Raw genomic sequence first — 15,135 nt, forward strand, 5'->3', positions numbered from 1 at the left:
GGTTCTCGCACCCGAGGGCGAGTTACTTTCTTTTGCGCGGCCAAAAGAAAGTAACCAAAGAAAAGGCCGCCCGGTTGCCGCTTGCTTCCTGCGCTCCTCGCTTTCGCCGAGGGTTGCCAGAAGGGCCATCCTTGGCCCTCTGGCAACGCGCTGCATCCATGCAGCGCCCCTGCGGGCTTGATCACGCCGAAAGTTGCGGTGCTCGGCGCGGCAAACGGGGGGAAACCGTCCGTACATAACATCAGTCTGATAGATGAGACGCTCTTTTACTTATTTGTGACAGGCGAACCGATGACCATCAAATCTCTTTTATATACGGGTTTTATTACGATGACTTTAATGACTGCCAGCCCTATCAATGCATCCGAAAAAAAACTGGCCCCATGCCCGGGCACTCCGAACTGTGTTTCGAGCCAGGCCGCGGACGCGGACAAGGAGCATTTTATTGCCCCGTTTAAGATAATCGGCAAGGCAGAAGATGCCTGGAAAGCATTCAAACAGGCGCTTGTCAGCCAAAGCCGCACCGTTATTACCGAAGAAGCGGAGGATACGCTGCATGCGGAGGCGATCAGCCTGGTTTTCCGTTTTGTCGATGATGTCGATGCCATACTCAATGTTGAGACCGGACTGATTCATATCCGTTCCGCCTCGCGCGTCGGTTACAGCGATCTGGGCGTCAACCGCAGGCGCATGGAAAAGTTGCGGCTTGCGTTGCAGAAGGCTGGCGTTATTGAATGAATGCTGAAGATGCTTCTCCAATTCAGGGCTTTAATAACGCGTGCTTCACTGCCGAAACCAGGTCCGGGTATTGAAATTCGAAATCCTGCGCCAACAGCCGTTCGGGCATGACGCGCTGACTGCCTAATACCAGTTCCGACATCTCGCCGAGCAGGGTTTTTAACAACCAATCCGGAACCGGAAGCAGGGCGGGGCGGTTTAAACAGTAAGCCAGCGTTTGCGTAAACTCGCGATTGGTGACCGGATTGGGGGCGGTTGCGTTATAAGCGCCTTGCATGGATGCATTGTTGATCATAGCCTGGACAATCGCTATCCAGTCCTCGCGATGGATCCAGGACATCCACTGCCGGCCGCTGCCCAGGCGGCCGCCCAGCCCTAAACGGAACGGCAGCAACATGCGCTTCAGCAAACCGCCATCTTCGGCGATGACCAGACCTGTTCTGATCAGGCAGACTCTGACCCCAAACTGCTCGGCTTTTCGGGCTGCCTGTTCCCAATCGGCGCAAAGCTGGTGCGAAAAGTCCGGATGCGGCGCCGATTGCTCCGTTAAAACAGTATCCCCTTGGTCGCCATAATAGCCGACAGCCGAACCGTTGATCAGAAGATCCGGTTTGATGGCCATGCGTCCGATGGCGTCAACCAGTTGTTCGGTCAGGTTGATGCGGCTGTCCCGGAGCAGTTTTTTTCTGGCGTCGGTCCAGCGGGCGTCAAAAATGGGTTCGCCGGCCAGGTTGATGATGACCTGATAGGCGTCTTCGGCTTTAAGCTGCTCAAGATTGCCTAGCGCGCTTACGCCGGGGCCGCAGATCGCGGCGACTTTGTCGGGATTGCGGCTTAAAACGGTGACGGCATGGCCTTGGCGGGTCAGATGCTGAGTCAATGCATGGCCGATAAAGCCGGTTCCGCCTGTAATCAATGCTTTCATGGTTCTGACCTCATTGCGTTTTTCCTGATAGAGTCAATCAAGTCGGATAAGTTGTTTATTCTTTTTCTTAAAGTTAAATTGCGCCTGTTGTTACAAAGTGCCCGATTGTTCAGGTATGGATTGACAAACTGTCGTAACGTTCTTATGGTAAATCAATTGTTTACTTAGAACAGGGTTATGAGTTAGGGATTTTTTACTTTAAACAAGAGTCGAATATTCGGGTGATGTTGAACGCCCGGTTAACTGATTCTTCTTTTTTCTCTCAACCTCACGAGAACTGTAAAAAATCCTCCTCGATAAACCCTCCTTGGCAGTCTAGGGGAGGGTTTTCTTTTACTTGATGAATGACAAAGCAGATGAGTGGAAGTATGACATCAAAAGTATTCCAGACTTTAAAATTCCTTATGACTGCCAACTTTTATCTTTCCGTGATTGTGCTGATGGCCGGGGGCATCTCGTCAGTATCGGGCAGTGATGCAATTTTCGAATTCAAGAGGGAGTTTTATGATCCCTTGCGCAATAACTTGCGCATCATGATGATTTACCTGGCTATTTCTGAAATAGGCGTTTGCGCATATTGTTTTTTAAAGGATAAATTTCAAGCGATTATTCTGACCGGTTTTTTTCTGGTTTTGATTACCGGATTACTGGAATTTTATGGACAGATAAACGAGATCCCAATTGATCCGAATTACCCGCCGTTTTTTCTCTATATCGGTTTTTCTCACATTTTGTTCGGTGTGCTGACGAATATGGAAAAAACGCTAGCAAACCAGGCGCATGAGATGTCGAAGCAATAGTCTGGACGTTGTCGTTGAATGTCATTGGTCATGCGGATATTTGCATGAGCTATCCGAAAACAAAATCACGTATCTGGCGGAATACACAACGTGTTTTGGGGCTTTTTTATCTGTTTGCATTGGCAGCGTGTACCGAGTCTTTATTGTTCGCCGTTAATTCACTGGCCCGGACCGATAATTTTACTGAAATTGAAGACATAGCTTATGGTGAGCATCGACTGAACCGGCTCGATATTTATCTGCCTGACCGGAATCAGGCTTTGCGAGCCACGGTTGTCTTTTTTTACGGCGGTTGCTGGGGCGGATGCGAAACCAAAGGCAAGGAGAATTACCTGTTTGTCGCCCAGGCTTTGACATCGCACGGTTATGCGGTCGTCATACCGGATTATCGGCGCTATCCTGAAGTCAGGTTTGATCAGATCATAGACGATGCCCGGCGGTCCGTCGAATGGGTTAAGGCTCACAGCGCAGAATACGGCGCGGATCCCGACAATATTTTCCTGATGGGGCATTCGGCCGGAGCGCATCTGGGCGCCATGCTGACGCTTAATGAGGACTATCTGCAGCCTGAAACCTACCAAAGCATAAAGGGATTTGTCGGTCTGGCAGGTCCTTATGATTTTTTACCCCTTACAGAAGTCTATCAAAAAGAGATTTTCGGCCCCGAAGAGAAATACCCGGCCTCCCAGCCCGTCAATTTTGTTCAGGGTACGGAACCTCCCTTGCTTTTGCTGTACGGCAACAACGATGAAACGGTAAAGCCAATCAATATCAAGAGCCTGAGCTATAAAGTCAGGGATGCGGCGGGTTGCGCGGAAACCCGTCTATACGAAGACCTTGATCATGTTGAACTGTTGGCGGCGCTGGCATTGCCTCTGCAGGACAGCAAGCCGGTTTTGCCGGATATCATTGGATTTCTGAATTATTACGCACAGCCGCAGGCATCGTGTAAAACGATGATTACTAAAATGCATTAAATTTCTTGTTAATTTAACCAAACTATAATTTCTGATATCCAGTTGATATTAAGCCAATAGCGATATCGTTTTTTATCTGCCCTTATGTTAAACAGCCAAGCTGTATTTTAAAGACCTCTGAGTCAAGCTATGCTTAAATCTTCCTGACATGATAGAATTTAAGGATTTTTTAATCAGGACAGGATTTTTTCCTCTTCACTGATTTTCTTCAATCAGGCTGATTTTCGCCGTTCAGCATGCGTTAAGCCTGAGTTTGAAAAAGTGATGTTATATTTGTTTTTGCGTTTGAGAAAATTATCAAAATGAAATTGCGTATATTGTTTGTCTTGTCGATCGCATTATCAGCCATCGGCGGCAAAGCCAGTGCCACGACCTACAATTGGCCGGCAGATCCCAACGATACTGTCATCACCGAATACCCGGATGGCGTGCCTCTGGCCCGGGCAGAGCAGGAAGAGACTTTGCTGGATATGGCCAGAAGGTTCAATTTGGGACAAATGGAAATAGTGCGTCTAAATCCGGACGTTGACCGCTGGCATGTGAAAAAGGATGAAATCATTCGCATCTCCAACAGACGCATTCTGCCCGATTCGCCGCACAAGGGCATCACGCTGAATATTTCCGAATACCGTATGTACTTTTATCCGCCTCAGGCACCCGGCATGCCCCGGCAAGTGATGTCGTTCGCGCATGGGGTCGGCAGACAGGACTGGAAGACGCCGCTGGGCGAAACCAAAGTCGCGCGCAAGATTAAAGATCCTGTCTGGCATCCGCCTGAATCAATCCGGCGCGAACATGCGGCCAACGGCGACCCTCTGCCGGCAGTCGTGCCGCCTGGCCCGCATAATCCACTGGGCGCTTATGCGCTGTATCTGAATCTGCCCGGTGAATACCGCATACATGGCACCGATATCGACAAGATCTTCGGTATCGGCATGCAGATCACGCATGGTTGCGTGCGTATGTATCCTGAAGATATAGAGCAGCTCTATAACATGGTGCCGGTGGGAACGCCTGTTTATATCGTCAAGCAGCCTATCAAGGCGGGATGGCTGGATAACAAGCTTTACATAGAGGCGCACCCTGATTTGGAAGGCGAGGAAATGACGCGGGATCAGCGCTTCGAGCTGGCGCTGAGCCTTATCCAGAAAGCCAATAACGGTGAAATACCTGAGTTTGATCAGCAAATTCTGAATGAAGCCCTGACCAAGCTGGATGGTGACCCGATAGCAATTTACGAAAGATTGCCGCCTATGCCTGATGAAGAGGCTATAACCGCGCAGCAAGAGCCGGTTCAAACGCCTGCCAGCAATCCGACTTTGACAAAATATTACCGCGGCCCTCAAAAACCGCCTTCGTCGTATTAACCATGCCCAGACTATCCGGTGCGTTCCTGCCGCAACCGGATAGTCTGAATCTAAAATTGCAATTCAATGTCTATAGGGAGTCGTTCATGCAGCACGCCGGCAAGAAATCCTTATTTGCCATTGATGTCCATTTCTCGATAGCCGATCCAGGCTTGCGGCCAGGCTTATATTTTACTGTGTCGGATGGCATTCTTTGGCAATTGCCTGGCGCTGTTAGGGTTTTACGACCCTATAATTTTTAAGGACAATGTTTATTGAAATGATGCTTTTTGTATAATTTGCACTGGCTTGAATTAGTGTTTTTAAAGGTCATTTCAATTTCCCGGAAGCTGGTAAAGTCACAGGTAATTTTACATTTTTGAAGTCAGAATGGGCATTTGCAGCTCTTTTTTGAAAATCAGGATGAATAAAATTCACGACTTTTGTAAAGAAATCGCTATCATATCGCTCTACCGGGAATTGAGCGTAAGCTTGTCCATTAATATTTTTATTCTATGAGGATTTCATGAAGCAATTGCTGTTTTGGGTTTGGTTTTCCGTGTTGTTTATGAGTGGTCAGTCAATGGCTGCAGATCAGCCGGCAGCTACAGAAAAACCGGCAGTTGCAGACAAGTCAACGGTTGTTGATAAACCGGCAGCCACAGAAAAAACACCGCCTGCCGATAAGCCGGAAGCTGATGCCAAGCCGGCTGCAGCCGAGAAACCGGAAACTGCTGACAAGCCAGCCGCTAAGGGGCAGGATCAGCCACCGCCAGCCGACAAGCCGGCGACAACAGAAAAGCCGATAGCGGAACTCCAGCATAAAGAAAATGGGCCCATTCCACCTTCCAATGAAGTATTGCAGTGCGCCGCTTTCAGCCCTTACGTCGGCGATCTTAATCCCGACAAGGGCACTCATCCATCCAGGGAATTGATCAATGAACTGCTCGATAAGCTGGTCAAGGAAACACGCTTTCGCTGCATTATGACCTACGGCGTCATGAACGGGCTGGAGTATGTCTTTGCTGCGGCCGAAGCGCGTAATCTCAAAGTGATCGCCATCATCTGGCTGGACGATGACATCAACGTCAATACACAGTCGATTAACAGCGGCATAGAAGTCGCGCGGGCTTTCCCGCAGACGATCGTAAAGCTGAGCTGCGGCTCCGAAGTCAGAACGCGGCACGGCAATGCCTTCGATGGCGAGATCACGCGCTGCATAGACAGCCTGCGTAAAGCCGGCGTAACCCAGCCTATCACAACGATTGATACCTGGTGGGAATGGTGCAACCGGTCATGGCCTTGCAAGCAAACCAGCTTCGGCAAAAGCGTGGACTGGATAGGCACAAATATTTTTCCCTGGTGGGAAAATAAATATTCAGGTATTTTTCCTTGTACGTCAGCCAGCAAAGCGGCTGATTTTCATATCGCCCGCCTCAAGGATCTGCGGAAAACTTATCCCAAGAAAGACGTGATTCTGACCGAATTCGGCTGGCCTAACGGCCCGGCAGGCGGCACGGAATACAATATTCATACCAAACAGCATTGCGGCGTGGCCGGCAAGAAAAATCAGATGAGAGTCGTCGAGCAGACCTTTAGAAAACTGTCTCAAAAGAACTGGTCCGGCGTTGCGTTTGAGGCGTTTTCGGAAAACTGGAAGCCCAGCAATGAAGGCAGCTTCGGCAGTTACTGGGGGCTTTGTGAAGGAAAGCCGCCGTACGCCTGCGTCAAAGGGGTAAGCGGCATTCCACCCAAACGGTAGGGAACTGAATTGAAAAGCGTTGTTTAAACAGCAGGGATAACAGCAACGCTTTTTTACCGACATTGGAGCATTTTCGACAAAATAAAGTCCAATGCATCATCAAGCATAGGCGCACCTAAAAATGCGCCATTGATTGTTTTGAAATATGCCATCTACGGGACTTTATCATGCCATCCACCGCCGAACTGAAAGCCAAGCTGGCCGCCGCCCTGGAAGCTAAAGGCCCGAATTACCAGCCTCGCACGCATCATCTGGAAAACGGCAAGCCGATTTATACGAACCGGCTGATCTTTGAGGATTCTCCCTATCTGTTGCAGCATGCCCATAATCCGGTGGATTGGTTTCCCTGGGGTGATGAAGCGTTTGCCATAGCGCGTCTGGAAAACAAACCGGTTTTTCTGTCGATAGGCTATGCCACTTGCCATTGGTGCCATGTCATGGAAGAGGAAAGTTTTGAAAGCCTCTATATTGCAAAAATCCTCAATGACAATTTCATCTCCATCAAGGTAGACAGGGAACAGTACCCCGACATCGACCAGATTTACATGGCAGCCGTCACCATGATGGCTGGGCATGGCGGCTGGCCGATGTCGTCATTTCTAACGCATCAAGGAAAGCCCTTTTTCGGCGGCACTTATTATCCGGCAGAAACATTTGCCAATTTGCTATTGCAGATCTCGCAGGTTTGGCACAGCCAGCAGCAGATACTGATCGATCAGGCCGAGCAGCTGGCCGATGCGCTGGATCGCGTCACGGCCGTTCAGCGTCGGGTCAGCAAATTGGACTCTTCGGTCATGCAGGCGGCGGTCGGCCAGTTGCTTGAACACTACGACAGCAAAGATGGGGGCTTCAGCCCGGCGCCAAAGTTCCCCAGCGAGCCGGTTTTGTTGCTGCTGCTTCAGGCCTATGAGCGAAATCCCGATCCGGCGCTATTTTCCGCTTTGAATCACACGTTGTCGGCGATGGCGCAAGGCGGCATTTATGACCAGATTGGCGGCGGATTTCACCGTTATGCCACCGATGCGCATTGGCTGGTGCCGCATTTTGAAAAAATGCTCTACAACCAGGCCTATCTTGCCAGAGTCTATCTGCACGCCTACGAGCTGACCGGCAATCCGCTCTATGCGCGCATCGTCAAACAGACGCTCGATTATGTGCTGCGAGAAATGACGACTCCGGAAGGCGTATTTTATTCCGCAACCGATGCCGACAGCGAAGGCCGGGAGGGCGCGTTTTTTATCTGGACAGTGGATGAAGTTAAATCCGTGCTGCCGCCTGACGATGCCTTCTTCATCATAAACACTTTCGGCCTGACGCCAAAGGGCAATTTTGAAGGCAAGAATATTTTTCACCTGCCTCGCTCGCTGGATGACATCGCCCGTGACGAAGGCGTCAGCCTGGACCAATTATTTACTAGACTCGATCCGCTGCTGGAAAAACTCAGGCTTTATCGCGCAAAACGGATTTCGCCGTTGACAGACAACAAAATCATCGTTGCCTGGAACGCCATGCTGATCACGGCGCTGGCCGAGGCCGGCGACAGGCTGGTTGAGCCGCGCTATATCGATGCCGCCAGGCGCGCGGCCGGTACGCTGTGGAAGAAGCAACGGCTCAAAGATGGCGTATTGTGGCGCGTCAGTCTCGATAATAAGTCATCCATTCCCGCTCGCCAGGACGACTATGTCCATTTCAGCGAGGCTTTGCTGGCGCTTTATGATATCAGCGGCGAACCGTTGTTTCATCGGCAAGCCCAGGCGCTTGCCGATGAAATGCTGGAAAAGTTCCTGGACAGCGCTTCCGGCGCACTGGTGATGGGACGGGAGCGGCTATTGTTCCATCATCCCAAAGACAGCTATGACGGTGCGCTGCCTTCCGGCAATGCCGTTGCTGTGCGTGTGCTTTCAAGGCTGGCCAGGCGCGCGGGAGAGCTTGTCTATGCTGACCATGCGGCAAAAATCGTTCAGGCTTTCGCGGACGATATCAATCGACAGTCTTCAGCTTTTGCTTATCTGTTGGCGCAGCTCGATGAAATGCAACATGGCGAGATCGGGCCTCGCCAATATGTTGCGCGCGGCGCTGTCAAAATTGAGGCAAAACGCATAAAACAGCCGCGCAAAAGCACTGTGATAATCGATCTGGATATCAAGGAAGGCTGGCACATCAACGCCCATGAGTCGTTACAGCAAACGGCGGTGGCTACGGAGATAAACTTGGCAAAAGGCTCTTCATGGACTATCGATGCGGCGACTTATCCCAAGCCGGTGTTAAGGACGCTGCCGTTCGATAAAAAGCCATTGGCGCTTTATGAGGGCCGGGTACACCTGCAGGCCGAACTTTCCCGTCATGATGACGGAAGCTATGAGCCTATCAAGCTGAATCTGCAGCTTCAGGCCTGTAACCAAAATAGCTGCCAGTCGCCCGAAGCTGTGGTTTTAACGGTCTATTAATAGCCTTTCAATATCATCAAGCATGGTTCTGTAATTGAGATAGTCGACCGCTACAGGCGAAATCTTGCCATTCTGCTCCAAGATCAGCGATGGGTAAGAACAGACGCCAAAACGTCTGGCCGTCTTGATTTCCTGCTGCAGTTGCCTGTCAATTTCATGGCTGCGATAGTCAAGTTCAAATTGCCTGCCGTTTAAACCCGCCTGGCCGGCGCACTCGAACAATGTGGAATCGAGCGCCGGATTTTGGGCGTGCTGATAATAAGCCTCCTGAATGCGGGCTAAAAGCCTGTCTTCAAATTCAATCCCTTGTTTTCTCGCTGCCAATAATGACCGGCAGGCTGGGTAGGTCGAACGGATAGGCGTGTTATTGCTCCAGAATGCAAAATTGAATTTAACGCCCAGCACCGTTTGCTCGATGCGATGCCATGCCTGCTGTATGCTTTGCTGCAGGGCAAGGGGCATAGGCTCTGTCGAGTCGGGGGCAAGTCCGCCCAAGAGTCTTTTAAACCCGATGCCCGGCGGTAATGCCTGTTTCAGTGCGGACAGGCTGGTCTTGAAAGCGTAACACCAACTGCACAGCGGATCGTGTATATAATATAAGCTTGTATTCATTTTCATCCCGATGACAGTTAAGAAACATGCAGGCCGATTCAAATAAAATTTGTAATATCGCCGATCTTGAAGCCGGCCAATGCCGGCAATTCAATTATACCAATGCATCGGGTGTACTAGTTGAGGCGCTGCTGGTGAAAACGCTTGATGCGGTAAAAGCCTATCAAAATGCCTGTCCTCATTGGGAAGTGGAGATGAACTGGAAGCCGGATGAGTTTCTTAACCCTGAGCGGACGCATATCAGCTGCGCCATTCATGGTGCCTTGTTTAGAATTGATGACGGCTTATGTGTGTTCGGGCCTTGCGTCAGGCAAAAACTAACACCGGTTCCTGTCCAGGTTTTGGACGGAGCTGTTTATTTATCGGCGCATGGGCGATAAATTACGATGATTTAACTGCAGATCCTCATAGATTAGTTTATTTGCAGTATAATTAATGAGCTGTCCCAAGGGAGGGTATGACAGAATTTCAGCATAGAATTTCCGGCACATCAATGATCTACTTATCATCAATAGCGGTTATCGTCCAATTGGGAATTGGCGGCATGGCGCGCAATACGGTTGCCCAATACATCCGAAAAGAATCAGGCAATCAGTCAATAGGCATTAATGTTTTGATACATGAAGTAAATAAACAGTCTTTCGGTTTCAGAGGCTAAAGTTGTGGTTATTTCTGAGAAACAAAAGAAAATTCTGGCTATTCTTGCAGACGGCCAATTTCACTCCGGAACCGAACTGGCTCGCGCCATGAAGTTCAGTCGCGCAGCGGTATGGAAGCAATTAAACAGCCTGACTGAATTGGGCCTGCAACATTCGGCAGTCAGAGGTAAAGGTTACCGGCTGGACAAACCGCTTGAGCTGCTTGTGCATGCCGAAATCGATGAAGTGCTGAGCGATCGGACCCGCGAGCTGATTTCATCACTTGAAATTCATGACCGTATCCATTCCACGAACAGTTATTTGGTAGATTGCGGACAACATGGCGCGCTGTCCGGCACTGTCTGTTTCGCAGAGCATCAAACCGCCGGCAAAGGCAGGCGGGGACGGCAATGGATATCGCCTTACGGCAGTAATATTTATCTGTCTATACTGTGGCGTTTCCAGCAGGGCCCTGCCGCCATTTCAGGATTGAGCCTGGCTATCGGCGTAGCGGTCATGCGGGCTTTAAGACAGCATGATATTGAGGATGTCGGCCTGAAATGGCCTAATGACATCTACAGCCAGGGTAAAAAATTGGGTGGTATTCTGGTCGAGGTTTCAGGAGAAACCGATGGCCCGTGTTCGGCTGTGATCGGCTTGGGCCTGAATTTATTTTTGCCCGAACCTGAGGCTGAAAGCATTACGCAGGCATGGACTGATCTGAGCAAAGTGACCGGCTGGCAGCAACTCTCCAGAAACAGGCTGGCTGGTCTTTTATTGGACCATCTGATTGCGGTTATTGCGGATTTTGAGGACGTCGGCATCAAAGCTTATGTCGATGAATGGCGCAGTTATGATTGCCTGAAAGGCAAGGAGGCGACACTGTTTATCGCTACGCAACAATTCGACGGCATTGTCGAAGGCATAGATGATGACGGGCTGTTGTTGATTAAACGACTGGATGGCCATGTCCAGGCTTTTGCTTCCGGCGAAGTCAGCTTCAGCGGTTATTTGCCATGAATTTGCTGATCGACATAGGCAATACCCGGTTGAAATGGGGCATGGCCAACGGCCATCAGATCATTGCCGGACGGCCGCTCGTCCATGATCAGGTGGTGCGGCATGAGCTTGTGAGTATTTGGGAAAAAATCTTTCCGCCTCAACGGATCGCCATCGCCTGCGTCAGTGCAAGGCAACTGTTCGAACAGGTTCGGTCAGTCGCTCTTGAGCTTTGGCCTGGCGTGGATATCATGACTGCCAAATCTCAAGCACAGGCATTCGGTGTACAGAATGCCTATGAAAATCCTGAAAAACTTGGCGTTGACCGCTGGCTGTCGCTGGTGGCCGCCCGGCATTTCTATCCGGGACCGGCCTGTGTGATCGATTGCGGTACGGCAATAACCGTGGATGTGCTTGATGCGTATGGCAAGCATCAAGGCGGCTTGATCAGCCCCGGATTGAGGCTGATGAAAAAATCGCTCTCGCTGGGAACCGAGCAGCTACAGTTCAGTGAAACGCATCATGCATTCGGGCTTGCGGCGAACACGGCAGCGGCCATCTATAACGGCACCTTGTCGGCTGCAGTCGGGCTGATCGAGCATGTAGTGGCCCAGCAGCCGGACAATATGCAAGTGATCTTGACAGGCGGCGACGCACAGCTTGTCGCTGAGCGGCTTGCTTTCAAACCGGTCATCGACGCCGATATCGTGTTGCGCGGACTGTCCATAATCTTGAAGAGTAACGAATGAAATTTTTTTTGTTTTTAGTGGCGCTGGCCAATGTCGGACTGTTTATGTGGGAATATAAACAGGGCGCTTTCGAACCATCGGCCGATATCGCCGAGCAATATGATTCCCAGGAAAGCATTCTATTGGTCAGCGAGCTAAAAAATGTCCAGCAAGCTCAGGCATCCGGACCTAAGCCGGATACAGCAGCAGATCCGAAGAAAACTCCGGCAGCCGCGGTCCCATCAGTTTCATTGAAGGGTTTAGAGGCTCCTGATAATAATTTGCTGGCTGAGCAATTGAGCCCACCTATGGACAAGCTTGCGGTCGATTCCGGTCTGTCAGCTGGAAACAGCGCTGCTCGTCCGATTGAGCAGAAAAAAGCGGAAAAAGCGCTGCCTGAATCCGCTCATGCTGACAAGGAAAAGTCAGGCCAACCAAGGCCTGAATCCAAGCCCGTTCAGCCAATAATTGCCGCCGCTGAAAAGACCCAAGGCAGTGGCGCTGCAAGCGAACCGGCCAGTTGTTATGAAGCCGGGCCTTTCGCCAATGGCAATGCCTATCAGCTTTGGAAAAGAGAGTTGAATGCACCCAAGGAAGCCATTAAGTCGCTGAGCCGCGACGGCGAGGTGGTCAGTGATTATCTGGTTTACTATCCGGCCGCGGAAACCAGGCAGCAGGCCGAGGCCAACCTGAAAATGATCAAGGACAAAGGCATCAATGATCTTTGGCTTTTGACAAAGGGTAAAGATAATGGCTTGATTTCGTTAGGCGTATTCAAAAACGAAAGCCGGGCTCTGGCGATGAAGGGCCAGTTGCTGGCCAAGGGCATTCAGGCCGAAGTCAAACCCCGATATACCCTAAAACCCCAGAAATACGCCCAGATTAAAGCGGGCGGCAAGGTTCAGGAGCGCCTGAATGTCATGAAGCAAACTTACCCGGCTGTCGTCGTCAAACAAATCAATCAGTGCTGGTAATCCGCGAATGGCCGGGCTTTAAAACTGCCGGTTTATTTGCAGAGTAACTCAGGCATATAAACAGGAAAAACTGTACGCCGAAGATCAGGTTGGCCATTAATAAATGCACGGGTTGGGCAACCGCCGGCATGCCCAGTCGGTCCAGCGTGATGCCTGCGATGATGGCAGTGACAATCAGTCCGATAAGCGCGAAGCCGGTGCGCAGCAAAATGCTTTGCTTGTCGACCGACTGGTAAACTTTCCAGACCAGCCAGAGGTTGGTAAATAAAATAATCGACGAGAAGGACCGGTGGATATAAAAAATGACAGGAAAATCGTCGCGCCAGAACTGGCGATCGATATAGGTGTGTTCATGCGCAATAAAATCCACCGCTTCGCGCACCTGGGTGCCCATGGCAACCTGCGTTAAAGTCATGACCATGGCGACGATCAAAACGGCCTTGAACTTCTCGGGCAACCCTTGAGTGTCTATCCGGCCTATAAAGTCGCGTTGCGATCGGGCAATCGTATAAATGAGCAGGGCGACTATGAACAAAGCCAGCAGCATATGCAGCGTGATCATGATTGGCTTCAGATTGCTGGCGACCACGGTGGAACCCAGCCATCCCTGGAAACCGACCAGAAAAAACACACTTAAGGATAAATAAAAGACGGTTTTGTCGGATTTCAGGTAAATACGCGATGACCAGACAGTCAGGAAAATCAGGAATCCTACCGTCACGCCAACCAGGCGGTTGGTATATTCGGTCCAGGTTTTCACCGGGTTGAATTGCGTGCTCTCATAGCCGCGTTCGGCATAGATTTCATGATAATTGGCCGGCAACTGTGATTCTTCGGTTGGCGGAACCCATTGTCCGAAGCAGGTCGGCCAATCAGGGCATCCCATGCCCGCTCCGGAGGCTCTTACAATCCCGCCTACGAGAATGACAAAATAAACGGCGAAAATAGTCAAGGTGCCCAGGCGGCGAAAACGTATGGCTGCTTGTGTATTCATCATAGTTTTATCAGGGTGCTGCTGTTTAGGAAAGCATGCTCTTTGCTAATTCAATTTCATCTGAAATACTTTCAATTTCCGGTATTTCAGCATCGGTTGCAAGACTCGGCTTGCCAAAAGCGGGAGTTGAAGAGCAGTCAATCCGGCATGCCGGACGATCAGTTCCCGCGATGTTCTGCAAGAAAGCTACTTGCATGATATCGGTATAAGGAAGGTCTAATGTAAATGTATCAAATTATAACGTTAATACCGTGACCTTGTCCTGATCTTGATTGTTTAAGGCCAGATTATAAGTATTCGCATCGGACACCTGCAGAACGATAAGCATTTTATAAACATTGTTTCTGGCTTGCGCCGTGAGTACCGTGCCAATGCTTTGTTGTGATTCCGCGTTCTTGTCCATGATTGCCGTATTGGGCCGAGGTGCGGTTGCTGATGTGCATTCAGCCAGGAACATTTCCCGTTTGGTTTTGCCGAGATAATGGGTGCGGGCCACAATTTCCTGGCCGGTGTAGCAGCCTTTGTTGAAACTGATGCCGCCCAATTTATCAAGGTTGAGCATTTGCGGAATGAATTCCTCCGACGTTTCGGGCGTCAGCCACGGAAGGCCTGCGGTAATGTCCAGATAGCGCCATTGCGCCGAGCTTTGCGGCTGGAAGCCATGATCGCCGGTCCATGTTTTCCAAAGCATTATCGCCGCCTCCGGCTCTGATATAACCAGATACCGGCTTTGTTCGGGTGAAATGTTGATAAAGACGGCATTTTGCTGGCTGGTTGCAAACAACCGCTCAGGCAAGGATAAGCCGCTCGGCTGCCCGGCGGGACAGCAGAGCCCTATCAGGCATAGTTCATCCGAGCTATCGATTAATTGCACATCGGACCTCAGGATGTACTTTTGCAGTCTCCCTTTAACCGATCCCAGCAATGCCTTAGGCAAAACCAGAAGGAAGGCATCGGCTTTTTTAACCAGCAAAAAAGTTGTAATGACGCGCCCTTTCGGGTTGCACAGAGCGCCGACACTGCTTTGAGTTTCAGTAATGTCATTGATATTGCAGGTGATCTGCCCTTGCAGGAACTTTGCCGCATCTTTTCCGGCTACAGTCAGAACAGCCAGCTCAGAGATGGCAAAGATATGTTTTCCGCTGTCAGGGGAAATAGCAGGGAAGGCAATATCGTCTTCATCTTTAAACACGGC

At 50.4% G+C, this 15,135-nt stretch carries 16 protein-coding genes; 11 read left to right on the forward strand and 5 right to left on the reverse strand.

The window, feature by feature from the left end:
- Nucleotides 1-291: 291 nt before the first annotated feature.
- Nucleotides 292-738 (forward strand): DUF1499 domain-containing protein, encoded by a 447-nt coding sequence (locus V2P20_RS11135; protein WP_331818296.1) that lies wholly within the window; start codon nucleotides 292-294, stop codon nucleotides 736-738.
- A gap of 22 nt (nucleotides 739-760) precedes the next feature.
- On the opposite strand, the gene V2P20_RS11140 is transcribed toward V2P20_RS11135, so the two are convergent.
- Complete coding sequence (locus tag V2P20_RS11140; RefSeq protein WP_331818298.1) at nucleotides 761-1,663, reverse strand: TIGR01777 family oxidoreductase; 903 nt, start codon at nucleotides 1,661-1,663, stop codon at nucleotides 761-763.
- Between the two features lie 368 nt (nucleotides 1,664-2,031).
- On the opposite strand from V2P20_RS11140, the gene V2P20_RS11145 reads away from it, so the two are divergent.
- The 5 genes from V2P20_RS11145 (at nucleotide 2,032) to V2P20_RS11165 (ending at nucleotide 8,995) form a co-directional block, all read left to right on the forward strand.
- Complete coding sequence (locus tag V2P20_RS11145) at nucleotides 2,032-2,463, forward strand: hypothetical protein (protein ID WP_331818300.1); 432 nt, start codon at nucleotides 2,032-2,034, stop codon at nucleotides 2,461-2,463.
- A 44-nt stretch (nucleotides 2,464-2,507) separates the two neighbouring features.
- Nucleotides 2,508-3,440, forward strand: coding sequence for an alpha/beta hydrolase (locus V2P20_RS11150; RefSeq protein WP_331818302.1), 933 nt, complete (start codon nucleotides 2,508-2,510; stop codon nucleotides 3,438-3,440).
- A gap of 302 nt (nucleotides 3,441-3,742) precedes the next feature.
- Nucleotides 3,743-4,807 carry a L,D-transpeptidase family protein gene (locus V2P20_RS11155; protein WP_331818304.1) on the forward strand — a complete coding sequence of 355 codons (1,065 nt, stop codon included), beginning with the start codon at nucleotides 3,743-3,745 and terminating at the stop codon, nucleotides 4,805-4,807.
- A 562-nt stretch (nucleotides 4,808-5,369) separates the two neighbouring features.
- On the forward strand, nucleotides 5,370-6,548 hold the full coding sequence (locus V2P20_RS11160; RefSeq protein WP_331818306.1) for an exo-beta-1,3-glucanase: 1,179 nt from the start codon (nucleotides 5,370-5,372) through the stop codon (nucleotides 6,546-6,548).
- Between the two features lie 167 nt (nucleotides 6,549-6,715).
- Nucleotides 6,716-8,995, forward strand: coding sequence for a thioredoxin domain-containing protein (locus V2P20_RS11165; protein ID WP_331818308.1), 2,280 nt, complete (start codon nucleotides 6,716-6,718; stop codon nucleotides 8,993-8,995).
- Here the strand turns inward: V2P20_RS11165 and V2P20_RS11170 are convergent.
- On the reverse strand, nucleotides 8,981-9,607 hold the full coding sequence (locus V2P20_RS11170) for a DsbA family protein (protein WP_331818310.1): 627 nt from the start codon (nucleotides 9,605-9,607) through the stop codon (nucleotides 8,981-8,983). The two genes, V2P20_RS11165 and V2P20_RS11170, sit on opposite strands and share 15 nt — an antisense overlap.
- Nucleotides 9,608-9,633: 26 nt before the next feature.
- Between V2P20_RS11170 and V2P20_RS11175 the strand changes: the two genes are divergently transcribed.
- The 5 genes from V2P20_RS11175 to V2P20_RS11195 all read left to right on the forward strand — a co-directional run bounded on the left by V2P20_RS11175 (nucleotide 9,634) and on the right by V2P20_RS11195 (nucleotide 12,946).
- Nucleotides 9,634-9,987 carry a Rieske 2Fe-2S domain-containing protein gene (locus V2P20_RS11175; RefSeq protein ID WP_194969328.1) on the forward strand — a complete coding sequence of 118 codons (354 nt, stop codon included), beginning with the start codon at nucleotides 9,634-9,636 and terminating at the stop codon, nucleotides 9,985-9,987.
- Nucleotides 9,988-10,064: 77 nt separating this feature from the next.
- Complete coding sequence (locus tag V2P20_RS11180; protein WP_331818313.1) at nucleotides 10,065-10,265, forward strand: hypothetical protein; 201 nt, start codon at nucleotides 10,065-10,067, stop codon at nucleotides 10,263-10,265.
- Between the two features lie 4 nt (nucleotides 10,266-10,269).
- A complete protein-coding gene (gene birA / locus V2P20_RS11185) occupies nucleotides 10,270-11,265 on the forward strand; it encodes a bifunctional biotin--[acetyl-CoA-carboxylase] ligase/biotin operon repressor BirA (protein ID WP_331818315.1) in 996 nt (331 codons plus the stop codon).
- The gene (locus tag V2P20_RS11190; RefSeq protein ID WP_331818317.1) at nucleotides 11,262-11,993 is read left to right on the forward strand and encodes a type III pantothenate kinase; all 732 of its coding nucleotides are present in this window, start codon (nucleotides 11,262-11,264) and stop codon (nucleotides 11,991-11,993) included. The genes birA and V2P20_RS11190 overlap by 4 nt, the downstream gene beginning before the upstream one ends.
- On the forward strand, nucleotides 11,990-12,946 hold the full coding sequence (locus V2P20_RS11195; protein WP_331818319.1) for a hypothetical protein: 957 nt from the start codon (nucleotides 11,990-11,992) through the stop codon (nucleotides 12,944-12,946). The genes V2P20_RS11190 and V2P20_RS11195 overlap by 4 nt, the downstream gene beginning before the upstream one ends.
- Here the strand turns inward: V2P20_RS11195 and V2P20_RS11200 are convergent.
- From V2P20_RS11200 to V2P20_RS11210, 3 genes are read right to left on the reverse strand one after another with little or no spacing between them, the layout of a single operon-like run.
- On the reverse strand, nucleotides 12,930-13,943 hold the full coding sequence (locus V2P20_RS11200; protein WP_331818321.1) for a COX15/CtaA family protein: 1,014 nt from the start codon (nucleotides 13,941-13,943) through the stop codon (nucleotides 12,930-12,932). The genes V2P20_RS11195 and V2P20_RS11200 overlap by 17 nt on opposite strands.
- Nucleotides 13,944-13,965: 22 nt before the next feature.
- Nucleotides 13,966-14,136: a hypothetical protein gene (locus V2P20_RS11205; RefSeq protein ID WP_331818323.1), complete on the reverse strand. Its 171-nt coding sequence runs from the start codon at nucleotides 14,134-14,136 to the stop codon at nucleotides 13,966-13,968.
- A 39-nt stretch (nucleotides 14,137-14,175) separates the two neighbouring features.
- Nucleotides 14,176-15,132 carry a folate-binding protein gene (locus V2P20_RS11210; protein ID WP_331818325.1) on the reverse strand — a complete coding sequence of 319 codons (957 nt, stop codon included), beginning with the start codon at nucleotides 15,130-15,132 and terminating at the stop codon, nucleotides 14,176-14,178.
- Nucleotides 15,133-15,135: the final 3 nt, after the last annotated feature.

It is taken from the genome of Methylobacter sp. Wu1 (genome assembly GCF_036553575.1).
In the GTDB taxonomy this organism is placed as follows: domain Bacteria; phylum Pseudomonadota; class Gammaproteobacteria; order Methylococcales; family Methylomonadaceae; genus Methylobacter.